Below are 16264 nucleotides of genomic sequence, written 5' to 3'. Positions count from 1 at the left end.
TTAAAAGGTTTCCTGATGATGACGCAACGCGGCGACCAGGCGGTCACCAATAAACTGAATCAGTTGAATCGTGGCGATCAGCACCACAATGGTGGCGATCATGATGTGATTGTCGAAACGCTGGTAGCCGTACACCACTGCCAGATAGCCGATGCCGCCCGCGCCAATGGTGCCGGCGATGGCCGAATACTCGATCATCGAGATGACGTTCAGCGTGATGGCGGCGACGATCGCCGGCAGCGCCTCGCTGAGCTGCGCGCGGGTGACTATCTGCCAGATCGAACCGCCGGACACCAGCCCCACCGCCGTCACCTCCGGCGGCAGTTCGCGCAGCGCGTTCTCCACCAGCCGGCCGAAGAATGGAATGCCGGCGACGATCATCGGGATCACCGCCGCCGGAATGCCGATGGTGGTGCCGGTCAACCAGAAGGTGAACGGAATAATCGCCGCCATCAGCACCAGAAACGGCAGCGAACGGCCCATATTCACCAACCAGCTCAGCGCGCGATTCAGCGCCGGGCGCGGAAACAAGCCGCGCGATGAGGTGTTGAACAACACCACGCCGACGGCGCCGCCGATCGCCACCACAAACAGCATCACGATGCCGACCATCAGCCAGGTTTCGCCGTAGGCCGGCAGCATCAACCGATGGATCTCGCGCCAGGGTGTGTCCTGGCTCATCACGCTGTCAGACAGATTTTTCATACCGCCTCCCGCAAGGCCGCCGGCTGTTCCAGCACCTCGGCGAGAATGCCCAACCGCCGCAGCTCGCCCTGCAGTTCAGCCGCCGAACGCGAAACGCCGCCAAAACGCACCGCAATCTCCAACCGCCCGGCCAGGCTGCCGCCCACCACTTCAACGTGGCCGCCCAGCAGATCGATCTGCAGGTCGAGTTGGCGGCTGATGCGGCTGATCCAGTCGGTGGCCGCCGGCTGACGGGCGGAATAGGTTACCTGCAGCCGCAGCGCGGCGTCGGACGCCAGCGTCTTCAGCGGGAACAACCGGCGGCCCAGCGAGGAATCGGGCGCCGCCAACAGCTCGCGCACCGGCCCTTGCTGCACAATCACGCCGTCGCGGATCTCGGCCACCGCGTCGGCGGCGTCGCGCACCGCATCCATCTCGTGGGTGATCAGGATGATCGACAGGCCATACCGATCGCGCAGCTGTTTAAGCAGGCTGAGAATGGCCCCGGTGGCGTCCGGATCCAGCCCGGAGGTGGCCTCATCCGCCAGCAGCACCGACGGATTCAGCGCCAGCGCGCGGGCGATGCCGACCCTTTGGCGCTGGCCGCCGGACAGCTGCGCCGGGTAAAACGCCGCCTTGTCCGCCAACCCCACCGCCGCCAGCAGGCTCTTTACCCGCTTGTCGATATCGCGCGGCACCACGCCCAGATAGGTCAACGGCAGCGCCACATTCTGCCAGGCGGTTTTGCGCTGCAGCAGCGCGGAAGACTGGAACACCGTGCCTATCGCCCGCCGCTCCCTGCGCAGCGCCTCGCCCGCAAGCCGCGACAAGTCCTGGCCGTTCACCCGGATACTGCCGCTGCTCGGCCGTTCCAGCAGGCTGATGCATTTCGCCAGCGTCGATTTGCCCGCCCCGCTGGGGCCGACCACGGCGGTAATCGATCCGGCCGGCACCTGCAGCGAAACGCCCTTCAGCACCTCAATCCGTCGCCCGTCCGGCGCGCGGTAAGCCTTGTGCAATCCTTCAATCTCTATCATCGCATCCTCACTTGACGCTCAGTGCATCGGCCAAGGGCGCGCCGGCCGGCCAGCGGTAGCCCACCGCCGGATGCGGCTCCGCCAGGCGCGGCCCCTGATTGAACAATTTTTCTCGCAGAGTGCCCGCCGTGTAGTCGCGCTTGTACGCTCCGCGTTTTTGCAGCTCGGGGACAAGCAGTTCCACCACGTCGGTGAAGGTTTCATGGGTAACGGCGTAGGCCAAATTGAAACCGTCAACATCCGTTTCCTCCACCCACGCCTGCAGTTCGTCGGCCACGGTTTGCGGGCCGCCCACCAACAGCGGGCCGAAACCGCCGATGCCGACCCATTCGGCGATGCCCTGTACGGTCCATTCACGGCTGGGATCGGCGCTGGAGAAAGTTTCCACCGCCGACTGAATGGCATTGGTGTGCAGATGCTTCAGCACCTGATCCGGCTGATACTGACCGAAATCGATGCCGGTCCAGCCGGACACCAGCGCCAGCGCGCCTTCGTAGCTGGTATAGGATTTGTATTCCCGCCATTTTTCCTGCGCCTGTCGGTCAGTTTCACCGACGATCACCGTCTGCAGGTTGAAGATCAGGATGCTGCGCGGGTCGCGCCCGGCCTCGGCGGCGCGGCGGCGGATATCGGCCACGGTTTTTTTCAGCAATGTTTTCGAAGGAGAAGCGACAAACACGCATTCGGCGTGCTCCGCGGCAAACTGCTTGCCGCGGCTGGAAGCGCCGGCCTGATACAGCACCGGCGTGCGCTGCGGCGAAGGCTCGCTCAGGTGAATGCCCGGCACCTGGAAGAACTCGCCTTTGTGGTTGATCGGATGAATTTTCGCCGGATCGCTGAAGATGCGCCGCTGACGATCGCGCAAAATCGCGCCGTCTTCCCAACTGCCCTCCAGCAGCTTGTAAACCACCTGCAGGTATTCATCGGCGTAGTCGTAGCGCGCATCGTGATCGGTCTGCGCCCGGTGGCCAATATTGCGCGCGCCGCTCTCCAGGTAAGAGGTGACGATATTCCAACCGATGCGCCCCTTGGTCAGGTGATCAAGCGTCGACAATCTGCGGGCGAAAGGATAAGGGTGCTCGAATGACAGCGAGGCGGTCAGCCCGAAGCCGAGATGTTCGGTAACCAGCGCCATCGGCGTCACCAGCGCCAGCGGATCGTTAACCGGCACCTGCGTCGCCTGGCGGATCGCCGCGTCGCCGCTGCCGTTAAGCACGTCGTAAATCCCCAGCACGTCGGCGATAAACAATCCATCGAACTTGCCGCGTTCCAGCAGGCGCGCCAGATCGGTCCAATATTCGAGATCCTTATACTGCCAGGAACGGTCGCGCGGGTGCGCCCACAGCCCCGGCGACTGATGGCCGACGCAGTTCATATCAAAAGCGTTAAGACGAATTTCACGTTGCGATGACATAGCGAGCTCCACAATTATCTGCCGGCCACGGGCGGAGCCGGGCCGGATGGGGGGTCTTAGGGTGTTAAAAACGGGAATGGACGATCAGTTTGCAGCCGGACATCGCGCCAACAGGTATTGCGCGACGCTTTGGGCGTGTTCCGCCACCTGCGGCAGCCCCATCAGTTCGCCGAAGCGGCCGCGCGCCGCCGGGCCGGCCACCAGCAGGCGCGGGTTGGCAAGGCCGTCGCCGCCGATCGCCTGGCTGTCGGCATTGACCCACAGCCCCAATCCCAGCGGATCGGCGCGCAGCGCCCCCTGCTCCGCCAGCGAACTGAGCAACGGGCTGGCGGCGATCAGGCCGGCATGAGCCGGCCCCGTAGCGATCAGCAACCGCTGCGCCTGCAGCGCCCGCTCTGCGCCCTGGCGCGGCAGAATCGTCAAGCGCACGCCCTGCGGCGTGGGTTCCGCCCGCCGCAGACGAGCGGCCAATACCTGCAGCGTGCCCGCTGCCTGTTGCTCCGCCAGCAGCGTGCTCACCTGCGGCGCAAGGCGATAGCGGTGCACGTCCCAATAGGCGCGCAGATGCCGCAGAAAGCGCTGCTGTTCGGTCAGCGTCAACGCTTGCCACAGACGCTGGCCCTGGGCGCGCACCGCGTCCAACACCGCCTGCCACGGCACCCGTTGCCCAGCGGCGCGCGCCACCTCAAGGCGCACCTGCCGCACCCCGTCACGCAGTCCGGATGGCGGGGTAAACGACCACGTCGGGTACTCCCCTTCGGCATTGGCACGCGGCAACAGGCCGTGACGAGAGAACGCGGTAATCGGCCCGCGATGCCCGCGGCGGTGCAACGCCGCCACCGCATCGGCCATCGTCAGCCCGCTGCCGACGATCGCCAACGATTCATCGGGCTCAATCTCATTCAGCGCCCCCTCCGCCCAGGGATTGGCGATCAACCGCGCGTCGCGCGCCAGTTCCGGGGCGATTTGCCGCGGCAGCGCGGGCGGCGGATGGCTGGTCGCCAACACCACATAATCGCCCCACAGCCGTTCGCCGCCGGCGGTGATGACGGACGCGCCCTGCGCCTGCGGCTGCAGGTGCTGCGCCCGATCGCGCAGGTGCCGCACGCGGGCCTGGCCCGTCTGCGCCGCCTGATGAAAACGTTCCTCGACATAGCGGCCGAAGGCGCCGCGCTGCGGATAGGCCTTACCGTCGCGCCATAACGCCTGCGGATCGGCCGCCAGCCAGCCGCCCTGACGGAACCAGCGGTCAAAATCCCCCGCCGGTTCATCCGCCAGCTGCATCCTATCGGCCGGGACGTTGATGCGGTGGGTCGGATCCGTGGTCGAATACGCCACGCCATAGCCCGGCGCGGCGCGCGGTTCGATCACCGTGACATCCACCGCTCCGCGCGCCAGCTGGATCGCCAGCGCCGCGCCGGTGAAACCGCCGCCGATAACGATAATATGGGCACGCTTCGCCATCAGCCCTCCCGCTGCGCCGGGGCGGGACGACGATCGCCGCCGATGGTTTCGCCAAACGGGCCGGTATTGATCGTGCGAGCCGTCTGATGAGCCGACTGCGCCAGCGGCAGCAGCGGCATCACCAGCTCGGCGAAGCGGTGAGCCTCTTCCAGATGCGGATAGCCGGAAAGGATGAAATTGTCGATGCCCAGCGCCTGATACTCGCGTATGCGCGCCGCCACCTGCTGCGGGTTGCCCACCAATGCGGTGCCGGCGCCGCCGCGCACCAGGCCGACGCCGGCCCACAGGTTGGGGCCGATGCGCAGACTCTCGCGCGAGCCGCCGTGCAGCTCGCTCATGCGGCGCTGGCCGGTGGAGTCCATGCGAGCAAAGATCTGCTGCGCCGCCGCGATGGTGTCGTCATCCAGATGCGCGATCAGTCGCTCGGCCGCCGCCCAGGCTTCGTCTTCAGTTTCGCGCACGATAACGTGCAGGCGAATGCCATAGCTGAGTTTACGCCCCTGCCGCTCGGCGCGCTGGCGCACCGCCGCCAGCTTTTCCGCCACCTGAGCCAGCGGCTCACCCCAGGTCAGGTAGGTGTCGATCTGCCCGGCGGCGATATCGATCGCTTCCGGCGATGAGCCGCCGAAATAGAGCGGCGGGCCGTTTTCCTGCACCGGCGGGAACAGCAATTCGGCGCCTTCGACGCGAATATGCTTACCGCTGAAGTCCACCTTCTCTCCTTTCAACAGCCGTTGATACACCGTGAGAAATTCCTGTGTCACCTCGTAGCGTTCGGCATGGCTGAGGAAGATGCCATCCCCTTTGTTTTCCACCGGATCGCCGCCGGTTACCACATTGATCAGCAGGCGTCCGTCCGACAGCCGATCCAGCGTCGCCGCCATGCGCGCCGCCAGGCTCGGCGGCTGCAGACCGGGGCGCACCGCCACCAGGTAGCGCAACCGGCGGGTGATCGGCGCCAGCGCCGCCGCCACCAGCCAGGAATCCTCGCAGCTTTTACCGGTTGGGATCAGCACGCCGTAATAGCCGAGGTTGTCGGCGGCCAGCGCCACCTGCTGCAAATAAGGCAGGTCCACCGGGCGCCCGCCCTGCGCCGTGCCCAGATAGCGACCGTCGCCGTGGGTCGGCAGAAACCAGAAAACGTTGATGCGATCTTTCACTGACTCAGTCATTTATGCCTTTCCTATATAACTATTTTCAGTATTTATCGATAGAAAAACTTTGCTTGGTTATAAAAAGAAAAGCAGGATGCATGCCACATTGCAGATTTTAAAAAACCAATAAATATCAATATATTGATGAGATATCGACGTAAAAACACTGCTGCATTGGCAGCAGGCGGCGGCGGAAGGCTGTTGCCAATGCAGCACCGTGCGCCTTTTATCCTCTCGCGGCTGCCCATTGGCTGGGATAAGATTTTTTTCCCATCGTCGTAGACAGGAGACGCCCATGTACGATCCCCAACCGTTCGCCGCCGACAAGCCGGTGCTGATCGATCCGGCGTCGCTCGCTCTGCAAAGCGTGCTCGATCGGCTGGCTCCCACCGATGCCACCGTGCTGATCGTCGGTGAAACCGGCACCGGCAAAGAAGTGGTGGCGCGCTATCTGCACCACCACAGCGCGCGCCGCCATCAACCTTTCCTGGCGGTCAACTGCGGCGCGCTGACGGAAAGCCTGGCGGAAGCCGAACTGTTCGGCCATGAGAAAGGCGCCTTCACCGGCGCCGTCGGCACTCATCAGGGCTGGTTCGAAGCGGCGGAAGGCGGCACCCTGCTGCTGGACGAGATCGGCGAGCTGAACCTGTCGCTGCAGGTCAAGCTGCTGCGCGTGCTGCAGGAACGGGAGATCACCCGTGTCGGTTCGCGCAAACCGCTGAAGATCGATGTGCGGGTCATCGCCGCCACCCACGTCGATCTGGCCGGCGCGATTCGCCAACGGCGGTTCCGTGAAGATCTCTATTACCGCCTGAACGTGGCGGCGGTGACTTTACCGCCCTTGCGCCAGCGGCCGGACGATATTCCGGTGCTGGCCAGACATTTTCTTGCGCTGTACGCCCGTCGTCTGGAACGGCCACTGCCGCGGTTGACGGCGGAAGCGCAGCAGGTGCTGCTGGACTACCCCTGGCCCGGCAACGTGCGCGAGCTGGAGAACACGCTGCATAATGCGGTCTTGCTGAGCCAGGAGGGGGCGATCGCCCCGCAGCAACTGCAGCTCACCCATCGCCTGACGGATAACGGCGGCGGCGGCGGCGACGACGCCATCGATCGCTTTGTGCAGCAGCAGTTGCAAGGCGACAGCGCGCAGCTTTACCAACGGGTGCTGGATGCGCTGGTGCGCAACGCCTTCGAACGCAGCGGCGGCAACCAGCTGCAAGCGGCGTCGTTGCTCGGCGTCAGCCGCAATACCCTGCGCACCCATTTGGCGCATCTTGGTCTGATCAAACCGCGCCGCCGCAGCGCCGGCGCCCCCTCACATTCACCGGCCATCAGCGCAGCGCCGCTGCCCGAACGCGAACTGCGCATCGGCTATCAAAAGTTCGGCAACCTCGGGGTGCTCAAGGCGCGGCAAAGCCTGGAACAGCTCTTCGCCACACAGCGCATCAGCGTGCTGTGGAGCGAGTTTCCCGCCGGGCCGCAGCTGCTGCACGCGCTCGACGGCGATGAGATAGACTTCGGCACCACCGGCGAAGTGCCGCCGATCTTCGCCCAGGCACAGGGCAATGCGCTGGTGTACGTCGGTTTTGAGCCGCCGGCGCCGCAGAGCGTGGCGATGGTGGTGCCGCAAGACAGCCCGATACGCAGCGCCGCCGATCTGCGCGGCAAACGCATCGCGCTCAACAAAGGCTCCAACGTGCACTATTTATTGCTGCAGATGCTGGACGAACAGGGATTGACGTTGAACGACGTGCGTATCGTCTACGCGCCGCCGAAGTATCCGCTGTCGGCGACCGATCTGCAGGCGGTGGACGCCTGGATGATGTGGGATCCGCTGCTCAGCGACGCGCAACGCAACGGGGAACTGCGCGTGATCGCCGACGGCACCCAGCGGGTGCTCAATCAGCAATTCTACCTGGCGCGCCGCGACTTCGCCGAGCGTTCGGGCGATCTGTTGCAGCCATTGATGCAAGCATTGCAGCACACCGGCCGCTACATCACTGCGCAGCCGAGAGAAGCCGCTCGTCACCTTTCCAACGAACTGGGGCTGGCGAGCGCCTCGCTGGAACTCGCGCTGTCGCGCCGCAGCCACGAGATCCGCGCCATGGATTTGCAGGTGATCCGCCAGCAGCAAAGCATCGCCGACCGCTTCTACGCCCTCGGGCTGCTGCCCAGAGCGATCGCCGTGCGCGAGGCGGTCTGGCCGCTGTGATCCCCTGCCGAAAGCGCCGACGCCAGATGTCCGGCGGATCCCGGGCGGCAGCCGACAATGCCGCCGCCTGAAAGAGGGCAGAGATCAGAGATAAGGTTCGCCCAGCGTCAACATCAACCGGTTGGCCCAGGCGAAAAACGCCGTCGCCTGCACCAAATCCAACAGCGCCAGCTCATCCAGGCCCTGAGCGCGCAACGCCGCCAGTTGCCCGGCGTCAGCCTGCGGCGGCGTGGCGGATAGCGCGGCGGCAAAGGTTATCTGCGCTTGCCAGGCGTCATCCTGCCCCTGGCTCAACGCGCCGCCCGGCGCCACCGCCAGCAACCGATCTATCTCGGCTTCGCGCTTCGACAGCTGCGCCGCCTTGCGCGCATGCACCGAGGCGCAGTAGATGCAGCCGTTCACCTTGCTGGCGACCGTCGCCGCCAACTCGCGATCCTGCCGCGACAGCCCGCCGGGGGTATAAAAAATCGCCCGGTCCGCCAGCGTGCGTTGTTCCAGCACCGGATGGTTGCGCGCCAACAGGCGGAAGTAATCGGAATCGGCGTGGCCAAACCGCTCTAGCAACGCCCGGCCGGCGTCATCGAATTCCGCCAACGGCTTGGCGGCGATCCACGGCTCCCACCCCAGTTCTTGCCGGGTAAACGCCGGCGGCGCGTGACGGCCGCCCCGCGTCGAGCTCCCCGTTCGCCAGCGGCCGGCCGTTACCGGCTGATGCGCCGCAGCGTCGTCCGTCTTGCCGCCCAACAACCGGTAGCCCCGCAGCAAGCGGCTTTGGAAACTGACAAAGGCGATTAACTGCGACAATGTGACGATGGCGTCCAGCGACCAGCCGGCCTGCCGCAGCGCCTGCAAGTGCTGGGCGTTGGCGTTGGCCGGTTGAAACGCCAAACGTTCTGCATGCGCCAACGCCGCCGGCAGCCGCTCGTCTTCCGGCGCGTCGCCCTGACGTTCCAGCAGAGCAGCGTAATGCGCGGCCAAGCGCGGCTCGCCATGCCATTCACTGATGCGCTGAGCCAACCGCAGCCGCTGCGCCAGCGGGAAATCGCCGGCGTCCGCAGGCGCAAACAGCGCCAGATAGCTGGACTGAACGGCATCGGTCGCCGCCTGCCGGGTGGCTCTGGCCTGCGCCAGCGTGGAATCCGGCGCAATCTCGGCCAGTTCGGCCAGCAGATCGACCTGGTGCGGTAATGTCGTCATAGCTTTTCCTCAACGTGATATTCATAAGCAACGGCGGACGTGCCGCGCCGCCAGCCCAGTTCAGGGGCCACGTGGCGGGCGATAAGATCGATAGAACGCAGAATATGGGCGTGCGGCGGGTCGATGGAGTGCACCTGAAACGCCAGATCGGTGACGCGCGCCAGCGCGCTGTCCCGTTGCAGCGAGGCTATTACCTGATCTGGCGTGCCCAAGTGCACGTCGAAAGCGCGGATCAGGCCGTCGAGCGACGTATCGGCCAACCGGTGGCCGCTGGCGCGCATCCGCTCCAGCCCACGGCTCAACCCGGCCGTGGCGAAGTCGCGTGCCTGCTGGCCGTTCTCGCTGACAAACGCAGTGCGCGACCCCATGATGCGCGGCGCCACCCCTGGCGGCAGCGCCGCCAGATAAGCGTCAATGATCGGATTCTGCAGTTCGTCCAGCGGCAGGTCAGGCGCGTCCGCCGGGCGCGGCTGCGTGCGCGACAGCATCAGGCCGTCACCGGCGCGGCCGGCCCGTTCGCCCCCTTCCACCGAGAACGTGGCCTGCCAGACGCGCTGCGCCAGCTGCGGCGCCGCCGGGTACAGCCGGTTGTCTTCGCCGCCCAACGCCTCTCCGCGCCAGGCGCTCAGCAACGTGCGTAAATTCTCGGCGAATGCCGTGTTGCGCTGCCCGGCGTCGAGACCGAAAGCGGCGAAAGAAGACGGCGTGCCGCCGCCTGCCACGCCCACCTCCAGTCTGCCGTCGGACAACAGATCCAATACCGCAGTGTCTTCCGCCACCCGCAGCGCCGACTCCATCGGCAACGTGATCACCCCGGTGCCCAGCCGGATACGGCGGGTGCGTGCCGCCACCTGCGCCAAAAACACCAGCGGTGATGGCAGACCGCCCTCATCGGCATGAAAGTGGTGCTGCGCCACCCAGGCGGTGTCGAACCCGGCTCGTTCGGCGTGCACGATCTGTTCGGTCGCCAGCCGGTAGCGCTCCTGCGCGCTGCCCTGATCCAGCAATCGGGTGAAGAAACCGAGTCTTTTTCCGCTCATATCGCCTCCTCGAATTTTGGCTGTCCGACATGCGATGCGCGGCCGGGAATGGCGGCGATCAATTGGCGGGTGTAATCGCTCCCCGGCATGGCGAACAACTCGGCGGTGGCACCGCCGTCTACCCGTTCACCGCGGTGCAATACCGAAACGCTGTGCGAAATCCGCCGCACCGTCGCCAGATCGTGAGAAATAAACAGGTAGGTCAGGTCCCGCTCCTGCTGCAACTCTTGCAACAAATGCAGGATCTGCGCCTGCACCGTGACGTCGAGCGCCGACGTGGCCTCATCCAATACCAATATTCGCGGTTGCAGCACCAGCGCGCGGGCAATCGCCACCCGCTGACGCTGGCCGCCGGACAGTTCGTGCGGCCTGCGGTTCAGCAAATCGGGCGGCAGCGCGACCCGTTCGAACAGCTCACGCACCCGCCGATCGCGCTCAGGTTTGCCGATCGGCGCGAAATTCAGCAGCGGTTCTTCAATCACCCGATAAAGAGTCTGTTTGGGATCGAGCGAGCCGAACGGATTCTGATAAACCAGCTGAATGCGCTGCCGAAACTGACGCAGCGCTTCGCCCCTGAGACCGATAATATTGACGCCGTCGATCAGGACCTGCCCGGCATCCGGCCGCTCGAAACCCAGCAGGCAACGCGCCAGCGTGCTTTTGCCCGACCCGGACTCTCCCACCAACGCATGGGTGGTGCCGCGCGGCACGCTGAATGACACGCGATCCAGCGCGCGGAACCCCTGGCCGCCGGACAGCCGAAAATCCTTAACCAGCGCCTGAACCACGATCGCCGGCGGCTGCCCGCTGCGTTTCGGCGGCGGCGCAACGGCGCCGCTCAATGAAGGCGCATCGGCTAACAGTTTACGGGTGTATGCGCTGGCAGGCGCGCGCAGTACCTCGGCGGTAGCCCCCTGTTCCTGCACCCGGCCGTGGCGGAACACCAGCAGCCGATCGGCGCGTTCCGCCGCCACGCCCAAATCGTGCGTCACCAGCAGCACTGCAGTGCCGAATTCGCGCCGCAGCTCGTCGATCAGATCGAGAATGCGTTTTTGCACCGTCACGTCCAGCGCGCTGCTCGGTTCGTCGGCAATGATCAACGCCGGCTGCAGCGCAATGGCGATGGCGATCAATACCCGCTGCTTCATGCCGCCGGAAAGTTGATGCGGAAACTGGCGCGCCCGCAGTTCCGGGTGCGTCAGCCCGACGCGGGTCAGCAGTTCCGTCACCCGCTGTTGTACCTGCCCGCGCGGCAACCGGCGGTGAATATTGACGATCTCCGCCACCTGCTCGCCGATGGTTTTTACCGGGTTGAGCGAGCTGGCGGGATCTTGCGGGATCAGGCTGATTTGCGCCCCTCTCACCGCATCCAGCCGCCGCGATGACCAGCCGGCGATATCGGTGCCGTGCAGCCGGATGGCGCCCTGTTCAAGGTGGCCGTTGTCGGCCAGCAAGCCGATGATCGCCTGCGCCGTGGTGGTTTTGCCGGAACCGGATTCGCCAACCAGCGCCACCACTTCCCCCGGCTCAATCGTGAACGACACCTCATGCACCACCCTTCGCCTGCCTTCGTTGCCCTGATAGGCGATGGAAACCTTGTCCAGCGCCAGTACCGGCGGCCGCGCCGCCCGTTGCCATGCCGCTTGCATGCTCATCGCGCTTTTCCTCCCAGCGAACGGCTGATGCGGTTAGCCGCCAACACCACCGCCACCACCACCATGCCCGGGAAGGTGGTCAGCCACCAGGCGGTGGAAATGTAGTTGCGCCCTTCGGCGATCAGCAGCCCCCATTCCGGGGTTGGCGGCGGAGTGCCGTAACCGAGGAAGCTCAGGGTGGCGATCGCCAGGATCGCACTGCCGAACTGCAGCGCCGAGAAGGCGATCACCGAAGTCAGCGAGTTCGGCAGGATATGCCGCCACAGCACCGCCCAAAAGCTGCCGCCGCTGCCGTAAGCCGCTTCAACGTAATCGCTGTGCCGCACTCGCACCACTTCCGCCCGTGCCAGACGGGCAAAGTTGGCAACCGAAGTGACGCCCACGGCGATAGCGGCGTTGACCGTACCGAAACCAAGCAGGATGATAATGCTCAGCGACAGCAGCAGGCCGGGGATCGACAGCAGCACATCGACGACGCGCATCACCGCGTCGTCCGCCACGCCGCCCAACGCGCCGGCGATCAGGCCGAGCGCGGTGCCGAACACCAACCCCAGCGCCACCGCCACTACCGCGCCGGCCAGGGTTTGCGACGCGCCGTACACCATGCGCGCATACAGGTCGCGTCCCAGTTGATCGGTGCCAAGCCAATGCTCACCGCCGGGCGTCAGTCGCTGCGCGCCGGCAATGCCTTCGGTTCCGCTGTAGGCGGTAAACAGCTGCGGCGCCAACGCCCACAGCACCACCAGCGCAATGACCGCCCAGGCCAGCAAAAGCGTCAGGGGGACACGGCGGCGGCTCGAACGACTGGCGGGCAGCGCGCCTTCACTTTCAGCGCCGGACAGATCGCGCTCCGGAACCGTGGCTTTTTCAAAGGAGATACTGCTCATAGGGATGCTCCTGCCTGGGTTTTCAGCCGCGGATCCAGCAGCGGGAACAGCAGATCCACCAGCAAGTTGATGATGACGAAAGCGGCGGCCGAGATCAGCACTATCGCCTGCAGCACCGCAACGTCCTGATTGACCACCGCTTGCTGGGTCAATTGCCCCAGGCCGCTGCGGCCAAACACGGTTTCGGTGATCAGCGCCCCGGCGATCAGTTCGCCGAACAGCATGCCGGCGATGGTCAGCGCCGGCAGCATGGCGTTGCGCGCCACATGCCGCCACAGCACCCCGCTGCGGCTGGCGCCCTTGGCCCGCGCCACCGCGACGAACGGCTGGGTTTGCACCGCATCGATGCTGCGGATCAGAATTTGCGCCAGCGGCGCGGAGATCGGCAGCGCCAGCGTCGCGATCGGCAAAATCACCCCCTGCCACTCGCCGGGGTTAATGATCGGGATCAGCTTCAGGCGGAACGAAAAGAGCTGAATCAGCACAATGCCCAGCCAGAAGGTGGGCACTGAAACGAACAGCGACGGCAGCATCTGCAGCGCCGAACGCAGCCAGCCGAAGCCGGTCAGGTTGGAAACAAAAGCGATAATCAGCGCCAGCAGCAACGCCACCGCAAAGCCCAGCACCGCCAACTGCAGCGTGGCGGGCAGATTAGCCGCCAGCAGCGCGGTAACCGGCACCCCGGCCTGCATTGAGAAGCCCAGATCGCCATGCAGCACGCTGCCCAGGGCATGCAGATACTGCCGCCACAGGGGGACATCCGCGCCATAGGCCGCGCGCATGTCGGCGATCTGCGCCGGACTCAGCCCCATGTCCGGGTTCTGGAATTTGATCAGGATCGCATCGCCCGGCAGCACCTGCAGCAGGATGAACGACAGGGTAAAGGCCGCCCACAGCACCAATGCCGCCTGCCCGATGCGCCCCGCCAGATATCGCTTCATTGCGCCCCCTTAATGTTTCTCTAACCAGGCGCCGTAGAAGCTCGGGCGACCGACCGCTTCGAAACTCACCCCCTTCAAATAAGGCGCACCAGCGAACACCTGCGGCTCCTCAAAAAACGGGATCACGTAGGCCTGGTCAATCAGGTAGTTTTGCGCCTCGCCGGCGATCTGCAGGCGTTGTTGCGCATCAACCTCGGAGGCAATGCCGAGCAGCAGGGCATTCAGCTTGTCATCGCTAAAGTTGCTGTTGCTGCTGGTGCCGCCCTTCTGCAGCAGCCCGTCGCGGTTGGTTGGGTAAAACTGACTTTTAATCACGTCCGGATCGGCGCGCCCCACCTCCACCACCGTCGCCGGGGTTTTCTGTGGGTCGAGATTATCCGCCACCCGGCTGCCGGCGTCGCCCGCCAGAATGTTCAGCCGCGCGCCGACTTTCCCCCACTGCTGAGAAACCAGCTGCAACACCGCCTTGTTCTGCGGCTGCGGCAACGATTCATACACCGTCAGCACCAGCTTCTTGCCGTCCTTTTCCCGCAGCCCGTCACCGCCCTTTTTCCAACCCGCTTCATCCAACAGCCGGTTGGCCTGCTGCGGGTCAAATTTCAGCTTGTCGGTGATCTGATTGAGAATACCGCCGTTGGGGTAAAACCCGCCGGAAGGCGGATAAAGATTGGTGTGCGCCTGTTGTTCGAGGTAGATCAGCGTGCCGCCCTGCACCGCCGCCAACGCCGGGCTCATCGCCGCCGCCCCTCCTAACGCCACCGCTATTCCACCGGTTAATACCTTGAAAGAAAACTTAAACATTAGTGCCGCACCCATATTATTTCTGAAAGTTATGGGTTAGATAACAAACCAAATCGGCGGGGAATTGAACGAACTAATTTCGCTAACCAATGGTGTAAATCGCACAAGACGCGTCGCTTGGCGGCGAATGCAATCTGTTATAAAGTATCAAAACCTCAGCCAAAGGAAGACGACGATGAAAATCCAGCTGTCGCTGTTATTTCTCAGCCTGCTGGCCGGCAAGGCCGCAGCGTTTCAGTCGAAAGTGCCCGAACCGCGACCGGAGCAGGCGCGGGTGGCGGAACAAAACATCGAAAATCTGTTTTACGGCTTTCACGCCATGGACGCCCAGCCGGTGAGCATCGGCAGCTGCGCGGCGGTGCCGGTGGCGGGGTGCCAATGCGCATTCTGCACCCAGTTGCGACAGGCCGGGCGTTGAGTAGGATTTAAATCACCAGCAACTCATCAAGCAGCGCCGGGTTACGCTCAATCAGCAACAGAAGTTTCAGTGCCGATCCCGAGGGAATGCGGCGTTCTTGCTCCCAGCTTTGCACCAATCCCACACTGGCCCCCACAGCCTTGGCAAACTCCGCCTGCTTCATCCCACGGGATTTGCGCAGCAGCTTGACGTCAGGAATAGCATGACGGTGAACATGCTCGGACTTTGGCGTCATCTTACCCTTTTCGATCGCCACCATTTCGTTCATGCTGCTGACCAAATCGTCGAAAAGTTCTTTTTTCATAATGCCCTGATTCCTTCGTCACACAATTTCGCCATCGTTAATCAAGTTGTTGAACGATGGATCTCAATATCGCCTTTTCCTGTTCGGATAAATCATCCTTTTCACTTTTACGGTATATCAACAATAAGTACACTCGGCCGCTGGCCGCCGTCAGATAATAAATCACTCTAACGCCCCCGCGTTTTCCCTTTCCGTCCAGCCCCCAGCGTATCTTTCTGCATCCGCCCGTGTGGCTGATCGTATCCCCGTCATGGTGATTCAACAGCAAATAGCTTTGGAAAGCCTGAAAGTCATCATCCTTCATCAATTCGGCTCGCTTTCTGCTGAAAACGGTCGTTTCGATAAACTCCAGATAGTCCATTACCGTCGCCTCCTGCGATCTTTCTTTTCAGGATACTCGTACAAGGTACGACGATCAAGAGTGTTCAACCCAGCTCATATTGCACGTTCAACTGCCCTTTCTTCATCTTTAGGCCGGTAATCGCGATCGCGCCCACCTCGCCCAGCGCGGCGACATGGGTGCCGCCACAGCCGTAGGCGGGCAACTCGCCGAAACCGACCTGGCGCAAACCGTCCACCGCCTGCTGGCGGCGCGGCAGATCGGCGGCGATCAAACGCATCAGCTCCTCCTGCAAAAAGTCCGCTTCTATCGTCTGCGCATCCGGTCCCGGCGCGAAAGTGATGCGCCCTTCCCCCGGCCAATGATGCGCCTTGACCGGCCGCCAGCCCCGGGTTTCGCCCAACCAGCCGATCAGATGCCCAGCGGAGTGCCAGCGGGCGTGCAGCCGACGCTGCGCTTCATCGATTTGCATCGTAACCGGCCCGTTCGGCAGCGGCGCGGCGGTAAAGTGCACCACGGTATCCCCCTGCTGCTGCACCCGCAGCACGGTGACGCCGCCTAACGACCCCACATCGGAAGGTTGGCCGCCGCCCTGCGGGTGGAACAGCGTGGCGTCCAGCTCCACGGCGTAAGCGCCCGCCTCGGCCGGCGCACAGCTCAACACCTGCGCCTGGCCCTGTAAATCGTCGCTGTAGTAATAACGTCGTTCGGTCATC

At 64.1% G+C, this 16264-nt stretch carries 15 protein-coding genes and 1 pseudogene; 2 read left to right on the top strand and 14 right to left on the bottom strand.

From position 1 onward, the window contains the following. From ACMGGK_RS07825 to ssuD, 5 genes are all read right to left on the bottom strand, one after another. Entirely contained in the window at window positions 1-705 is a 705-nt protein-coding gene (locus ACMGGK_RS07825; RefSeq protein WP_016927110.1) for a methionine ABC transporter permease, read from the bottom strand. After that, the gene (locus ACMGGK_RS07820) at window positions 702-1721 is read right to left on the bottom strand and encodes a methionine ABC transporter ATP-binding protein (protein ID WP_060444572.1); all 1020 of its coding nucleotides are present in this window, start codon (window positions 1719-1721) and stop codon (window positions 702-704) included. Before ACMGGK_RS07820 ends, ACMGGK_RS07825 begins: the two co-directional genes overlap by 4 nt. A gap of 7 nt (window positions 1722-1728) precedes the next feature. Continuing rightward, window positions 1729-3135, bottom strand: a complete 1407-nt coding sequence (locus tag ACMGGK_RS07815) for an LLM class flavin-dependent oxidoreductase (protein ID WP_049300268.1) — start codon at window positions 3133-3135, stop codon at window positions 1729-1731. Between the two features lie 84 nt (window positions 3136-3219). Next, on the bottom strand, window positions 3220-4599 hold the full coding sequence (locus tag ACMGGK_RS07810) for an FAD/NAD(P)-binding protein (RefSeq protein WP_420276818.1): 1380 nt from the start codon (window positions 4597-4599) through the stop codon (window positions 3220-3222). Further along, window positions 4599-5771 carry an FMNH2-dependent alkanesulfonate monooxygenase gene (ssuD, locus tag ACMGGK_RS07805; protein WP_197829818.1) on the bottom strand — a complete coding sequence of 391 codons (1173 nt, stop codon included), beginning with the start codon at window positions 5769-5771 and terminating at the stop codon, window positions 4599-4601. The genes ACMGGK_RS07810 and ssuD overlap by 1 nt, the downstream gene beginning before the upstream one ends. A 277-nt stretch (window positions 5772-6048) precedes the next feature. On the opposite strand from ssuD, the gene ACMGGK_RS07800 reads away from it, so the two are divergent. Next, the gene (locus tag ACMGGK_RS07800; RefSeq protein ID WP_143778289.1) at window positions 6049-7965 is read left to right on the top strand and encodes a sigma-54-dependent Fis family transcriptional regulator; all 1917 of its coding nucleotides are present in this window, start codon (window positions 6049-6051) and stop codon (window positions 7963-7965) included. Window positions 7966-8049: 84 nt separating this feature from the next. Here ACMGGK_RS07800 and ACMGGK_RS07795 read toward each other — a convergent pair whose 3' ends face one another. From ACMGGK_RS07795 to ACMGGK_RS07770, 6 genes and pseudogenes are all read right to left on the bottom strand, one after another. Continuing rightward, window positions 8050-9162 (bottom strand): alkylhydroperoxidase domain protein, encoded by a 1113-nt coding sequence (locus ACMGGK_RS07795; protein WP_143778290.1) that lies wholly within the window; start codon window positions 9160-9162, stop codon window positions 8050-8052. After that, window positions 9159-10202, bottom strand: coding sequence for a putative FMN-dependent luciferase-like monooxygenase (locus tag ACMGGK_RS07790; protein ID WP_420276817.1), 1044 nt, complete (start codon window positions 10200-10202; stop codon window positions 9159-9161). The genes ACMGGK_RS07795 and ACMGGK_RS07790 overlap by 4 nt, the downstream gene beginning before the upstream one ends. After that, window positions 10199-11857 carry a dipeptide ABC transporter ATP-binding protein gene (locus ACMGGK_RS07785; protein WP_420276816.1) on the bottom strand — a complete coding sequence of 553 codons (1659 nt, stop codon included), beginning with the start codon at window positions 11855-11857 and terminating at the stop codon, window positions 10199-10201. The genes ACMGGK_RS07790 and ACMGGK_RS07785 overlap by 4 nt, the downstream gene beginning before the upstream one ends. Beyond that, on the bottom strand, window positions 11854-12744 hold the full coding sequence (locus ACMGGK_RS07780; RefSeq protein WP_049242395.1) for an ABC transporter permease: 891 nt from the start codon (window positions 12742-12744) through the stop codon (window positions 11854-11856). Before ACMGGK_RS07780 ends, ACMGGK_RS07785 begins: the two co-directional genes overlap by 4 nt. Then, window positions 12741-13685 carry an ABC transporter permease gene (locus ACMGGK_RS07775; RefSeq protein WP_176062943.1) on the bottom strand — a complete coding sequence of 315 codons (945 nt, stop codon included), beginning with the start codon at window positions 13683-13685 and terminating at the stop codon, window positions 12741-12743. The genes ACMGGK_RS07780 and ACMGGK_RS07775 overlap by 4 nt, the downstream gene beginning before the upstream one ends. A 9-nt stretch (window positions 13686-13694) precedes the next feature. Then, window positions 13695-14357, bottom strand: a pseudogene (locus tag ACMGGK_RS07770) (ABC transporter substrate-binding protein); the annotation flags it as partial. A gap of 304 nt (window positions 14358-14661) precedes the next feature. On the opposite strand from ACMGGK_RS07770, the gene ACMGGK_RS07765 reads away from it, so the two are divergent. Beyond that, on the top strand, window positions 14662-14904 hold the full coding sequence (locus tag ACMGGK_RS07765) for a hypothetical protein (RefSeq protein ID WP_004940831.1): 243 nt from the start codon (window positions 14662-14664) through the stop codon (window positions 14902-14904). Window positions 14905-14911: 7 nt separating this feature from the next. Here the strand turns inward: ACMGGK_RS07765 and nadS are convergent, their stop codons facing one another. The 3 genes from nadS to ACMGGK_RS07750 all read right to left on the bottom strand — a co-directional run bounded on the left by nadS (window position 14912) and on the right by ACMGGK_RS07750 (window position 16263). After that, the gene (gene nadS, locus ACMGGK_RS07760; RefSeq protein WP_060420390.1) at window positions 14912-15208 is read right to left on the bottom strand and encodes a NadS family protein; all 297 of its coding nucleotides are present in this window, start codon (window positions 15206-15208) and stop codon (window positions 14912-14914) included. 37 nt (window positions 15209-15245) lie between these two features. Beyond that, window positions 15246-15569 carry a type II toxin-antitoxin system RelE/ParE family toxin gene (locus tag ACMGGK_RS07755; RefSeq protein WP_173890115.1) on the bottom strand — a complete coding sequence of 108 codons (324 nt, stop codon included), beginning with the start codon at window positions 15567-15569 and terminating at the stop codon, window positions 15246-15248. 64 nt (window positions 15570-15633) lie between these two features. Continuing rightward, entirely contained in the window at window positions 15634-16263 is a 630-nt protein-coding gene (locus ACMGGK_RS07750; RefSeq protein ID WP_420277440.1) for an alanyl-tRNA editing protein, read from the bottom strand. Window position 16264: the final 1 nt, after the last annotated feature.

This window comes from Serratia sp. BNK-33-b, assembly GCF_048684565.1.
GTDB classification, from domain to species: domain Bacteria; phylum Pseudomonadota; class Gammaproteobacteria; order Enterobacterales; family Enterobacteriaceae; genus Serratia; species Serratia marcescens.
Note: the sequence above shows the minus strand (reverse complement) of the source record. Positions and strands in the feature narration are given on the sequence as shown.

Bases quoted from the DNA above. Each gene is read 5' to 3' on its own strand.
- ACMGGK_RS07755 (WP_173890115.1), bottom strand. From the start codon at position 15,569: ATGGACTATCTGGAGTTTATCGAAACGACCGTTTTCAGCAGAAAGCGA.
- ACMGGK_RS07750 (WP_420277440.1), bottom strand. From the start codon at position 16,263: ATGACCGAACGACGTTATTACTACAGCGACGATTTACAGGGCCAGGCG.
- nadS (WP_060420390.1), bottom strand. From the start codon at position 15,208: ATGAAAAAAGAACTTTTCGACGATTTGGTCAGCAGCATGAACGAAATG.
- ACMGGK_RS07765 (WP_004940831.1), top strand. From the start codon at position 14,662: ATGAAAATCCAGCTGTCGCTGTTATTTCTCAGCCTGCTGGCCGGCAAG.
- ACMGGK_RS07800 (WP_143778289.1), top strand. From the start codon at position 6,049: ATGTACGATCCCCAACCGTTCGCCGCCGACAAGCCGGTGCTGATCGAT.
- ACMGGK_RS07780 (WP_049242395.1), bottom strand. From the start codon at position 12,744: ATGAGCAGTATCTCCTTTGAAAAAGCCACGGTTCCGGAGCGCGATCTG.
- ACMGGK_RS07825 (WP_016927110.1), bottom strand. From the start codon at position 705: ATGAAAAATCTGTCTGACAGCGTGATGAGCCAGGACACACCCTGGCGC.
- ACMGGK_RS07815 (WP_049300268.1), bottom strand. From the start codon at position 3,135: ATGTCATCGCAACGTGAAATTCGTCTTAACGCTTTTGATATGAACTGC.
- ACMGGK_RS07785 (WP_420276816.1), bottom strand. From the start codon at position 11,857: ATGAGCATGCAAGCGGCATGGCAACGGGCGGCGCGGCCGCCGGTACTG.
- ACMGGK_RS07790 (WP_420276817.1), bottom strand. From the start codon at position 10,202: ATGAGCGGAAAAAGACTCGGTTTCTTCACCCGATTGCTGGATCAGGGC.
- ACMGGK_RS07775 (WP_176062943.1), bottom strand. From the start codon at position 13,685: ATGAAGCGATATCTGGCGGGGCGCATCGGGCAGGCGGCATTGGTGCTG.
- ACMGGK_RS07795 (WP_143778290.1), bottom strand. From the start codon at position 9,162: ATGACGACATTACCGCACCAGGTCGATCTGCTGGCCGAACTGGCCGAG.
- ssuD (WP_197829818.1), bottom strand. From the start codon at position 5,771: ATGACTGAGTCAGTGAAAGATCGCATCAACGTTTTCTGGTTTCTGCCG.
- ACMGGK_RS07810 (WP_420276818.1), bottom strand. From the start codon at position 4,599: ATGGCGAAGCGTGCCCATATTATCGTTATCGGCGGCGGTTTCACCGGC.
- ACMGGK_RS07820 (WP_060444572.1), bottom strand. From the start codon at position 1,721: ATGATAGAGATTGAAGGATTGCACAAGGCTTACCGCGCGCCGGACGGG.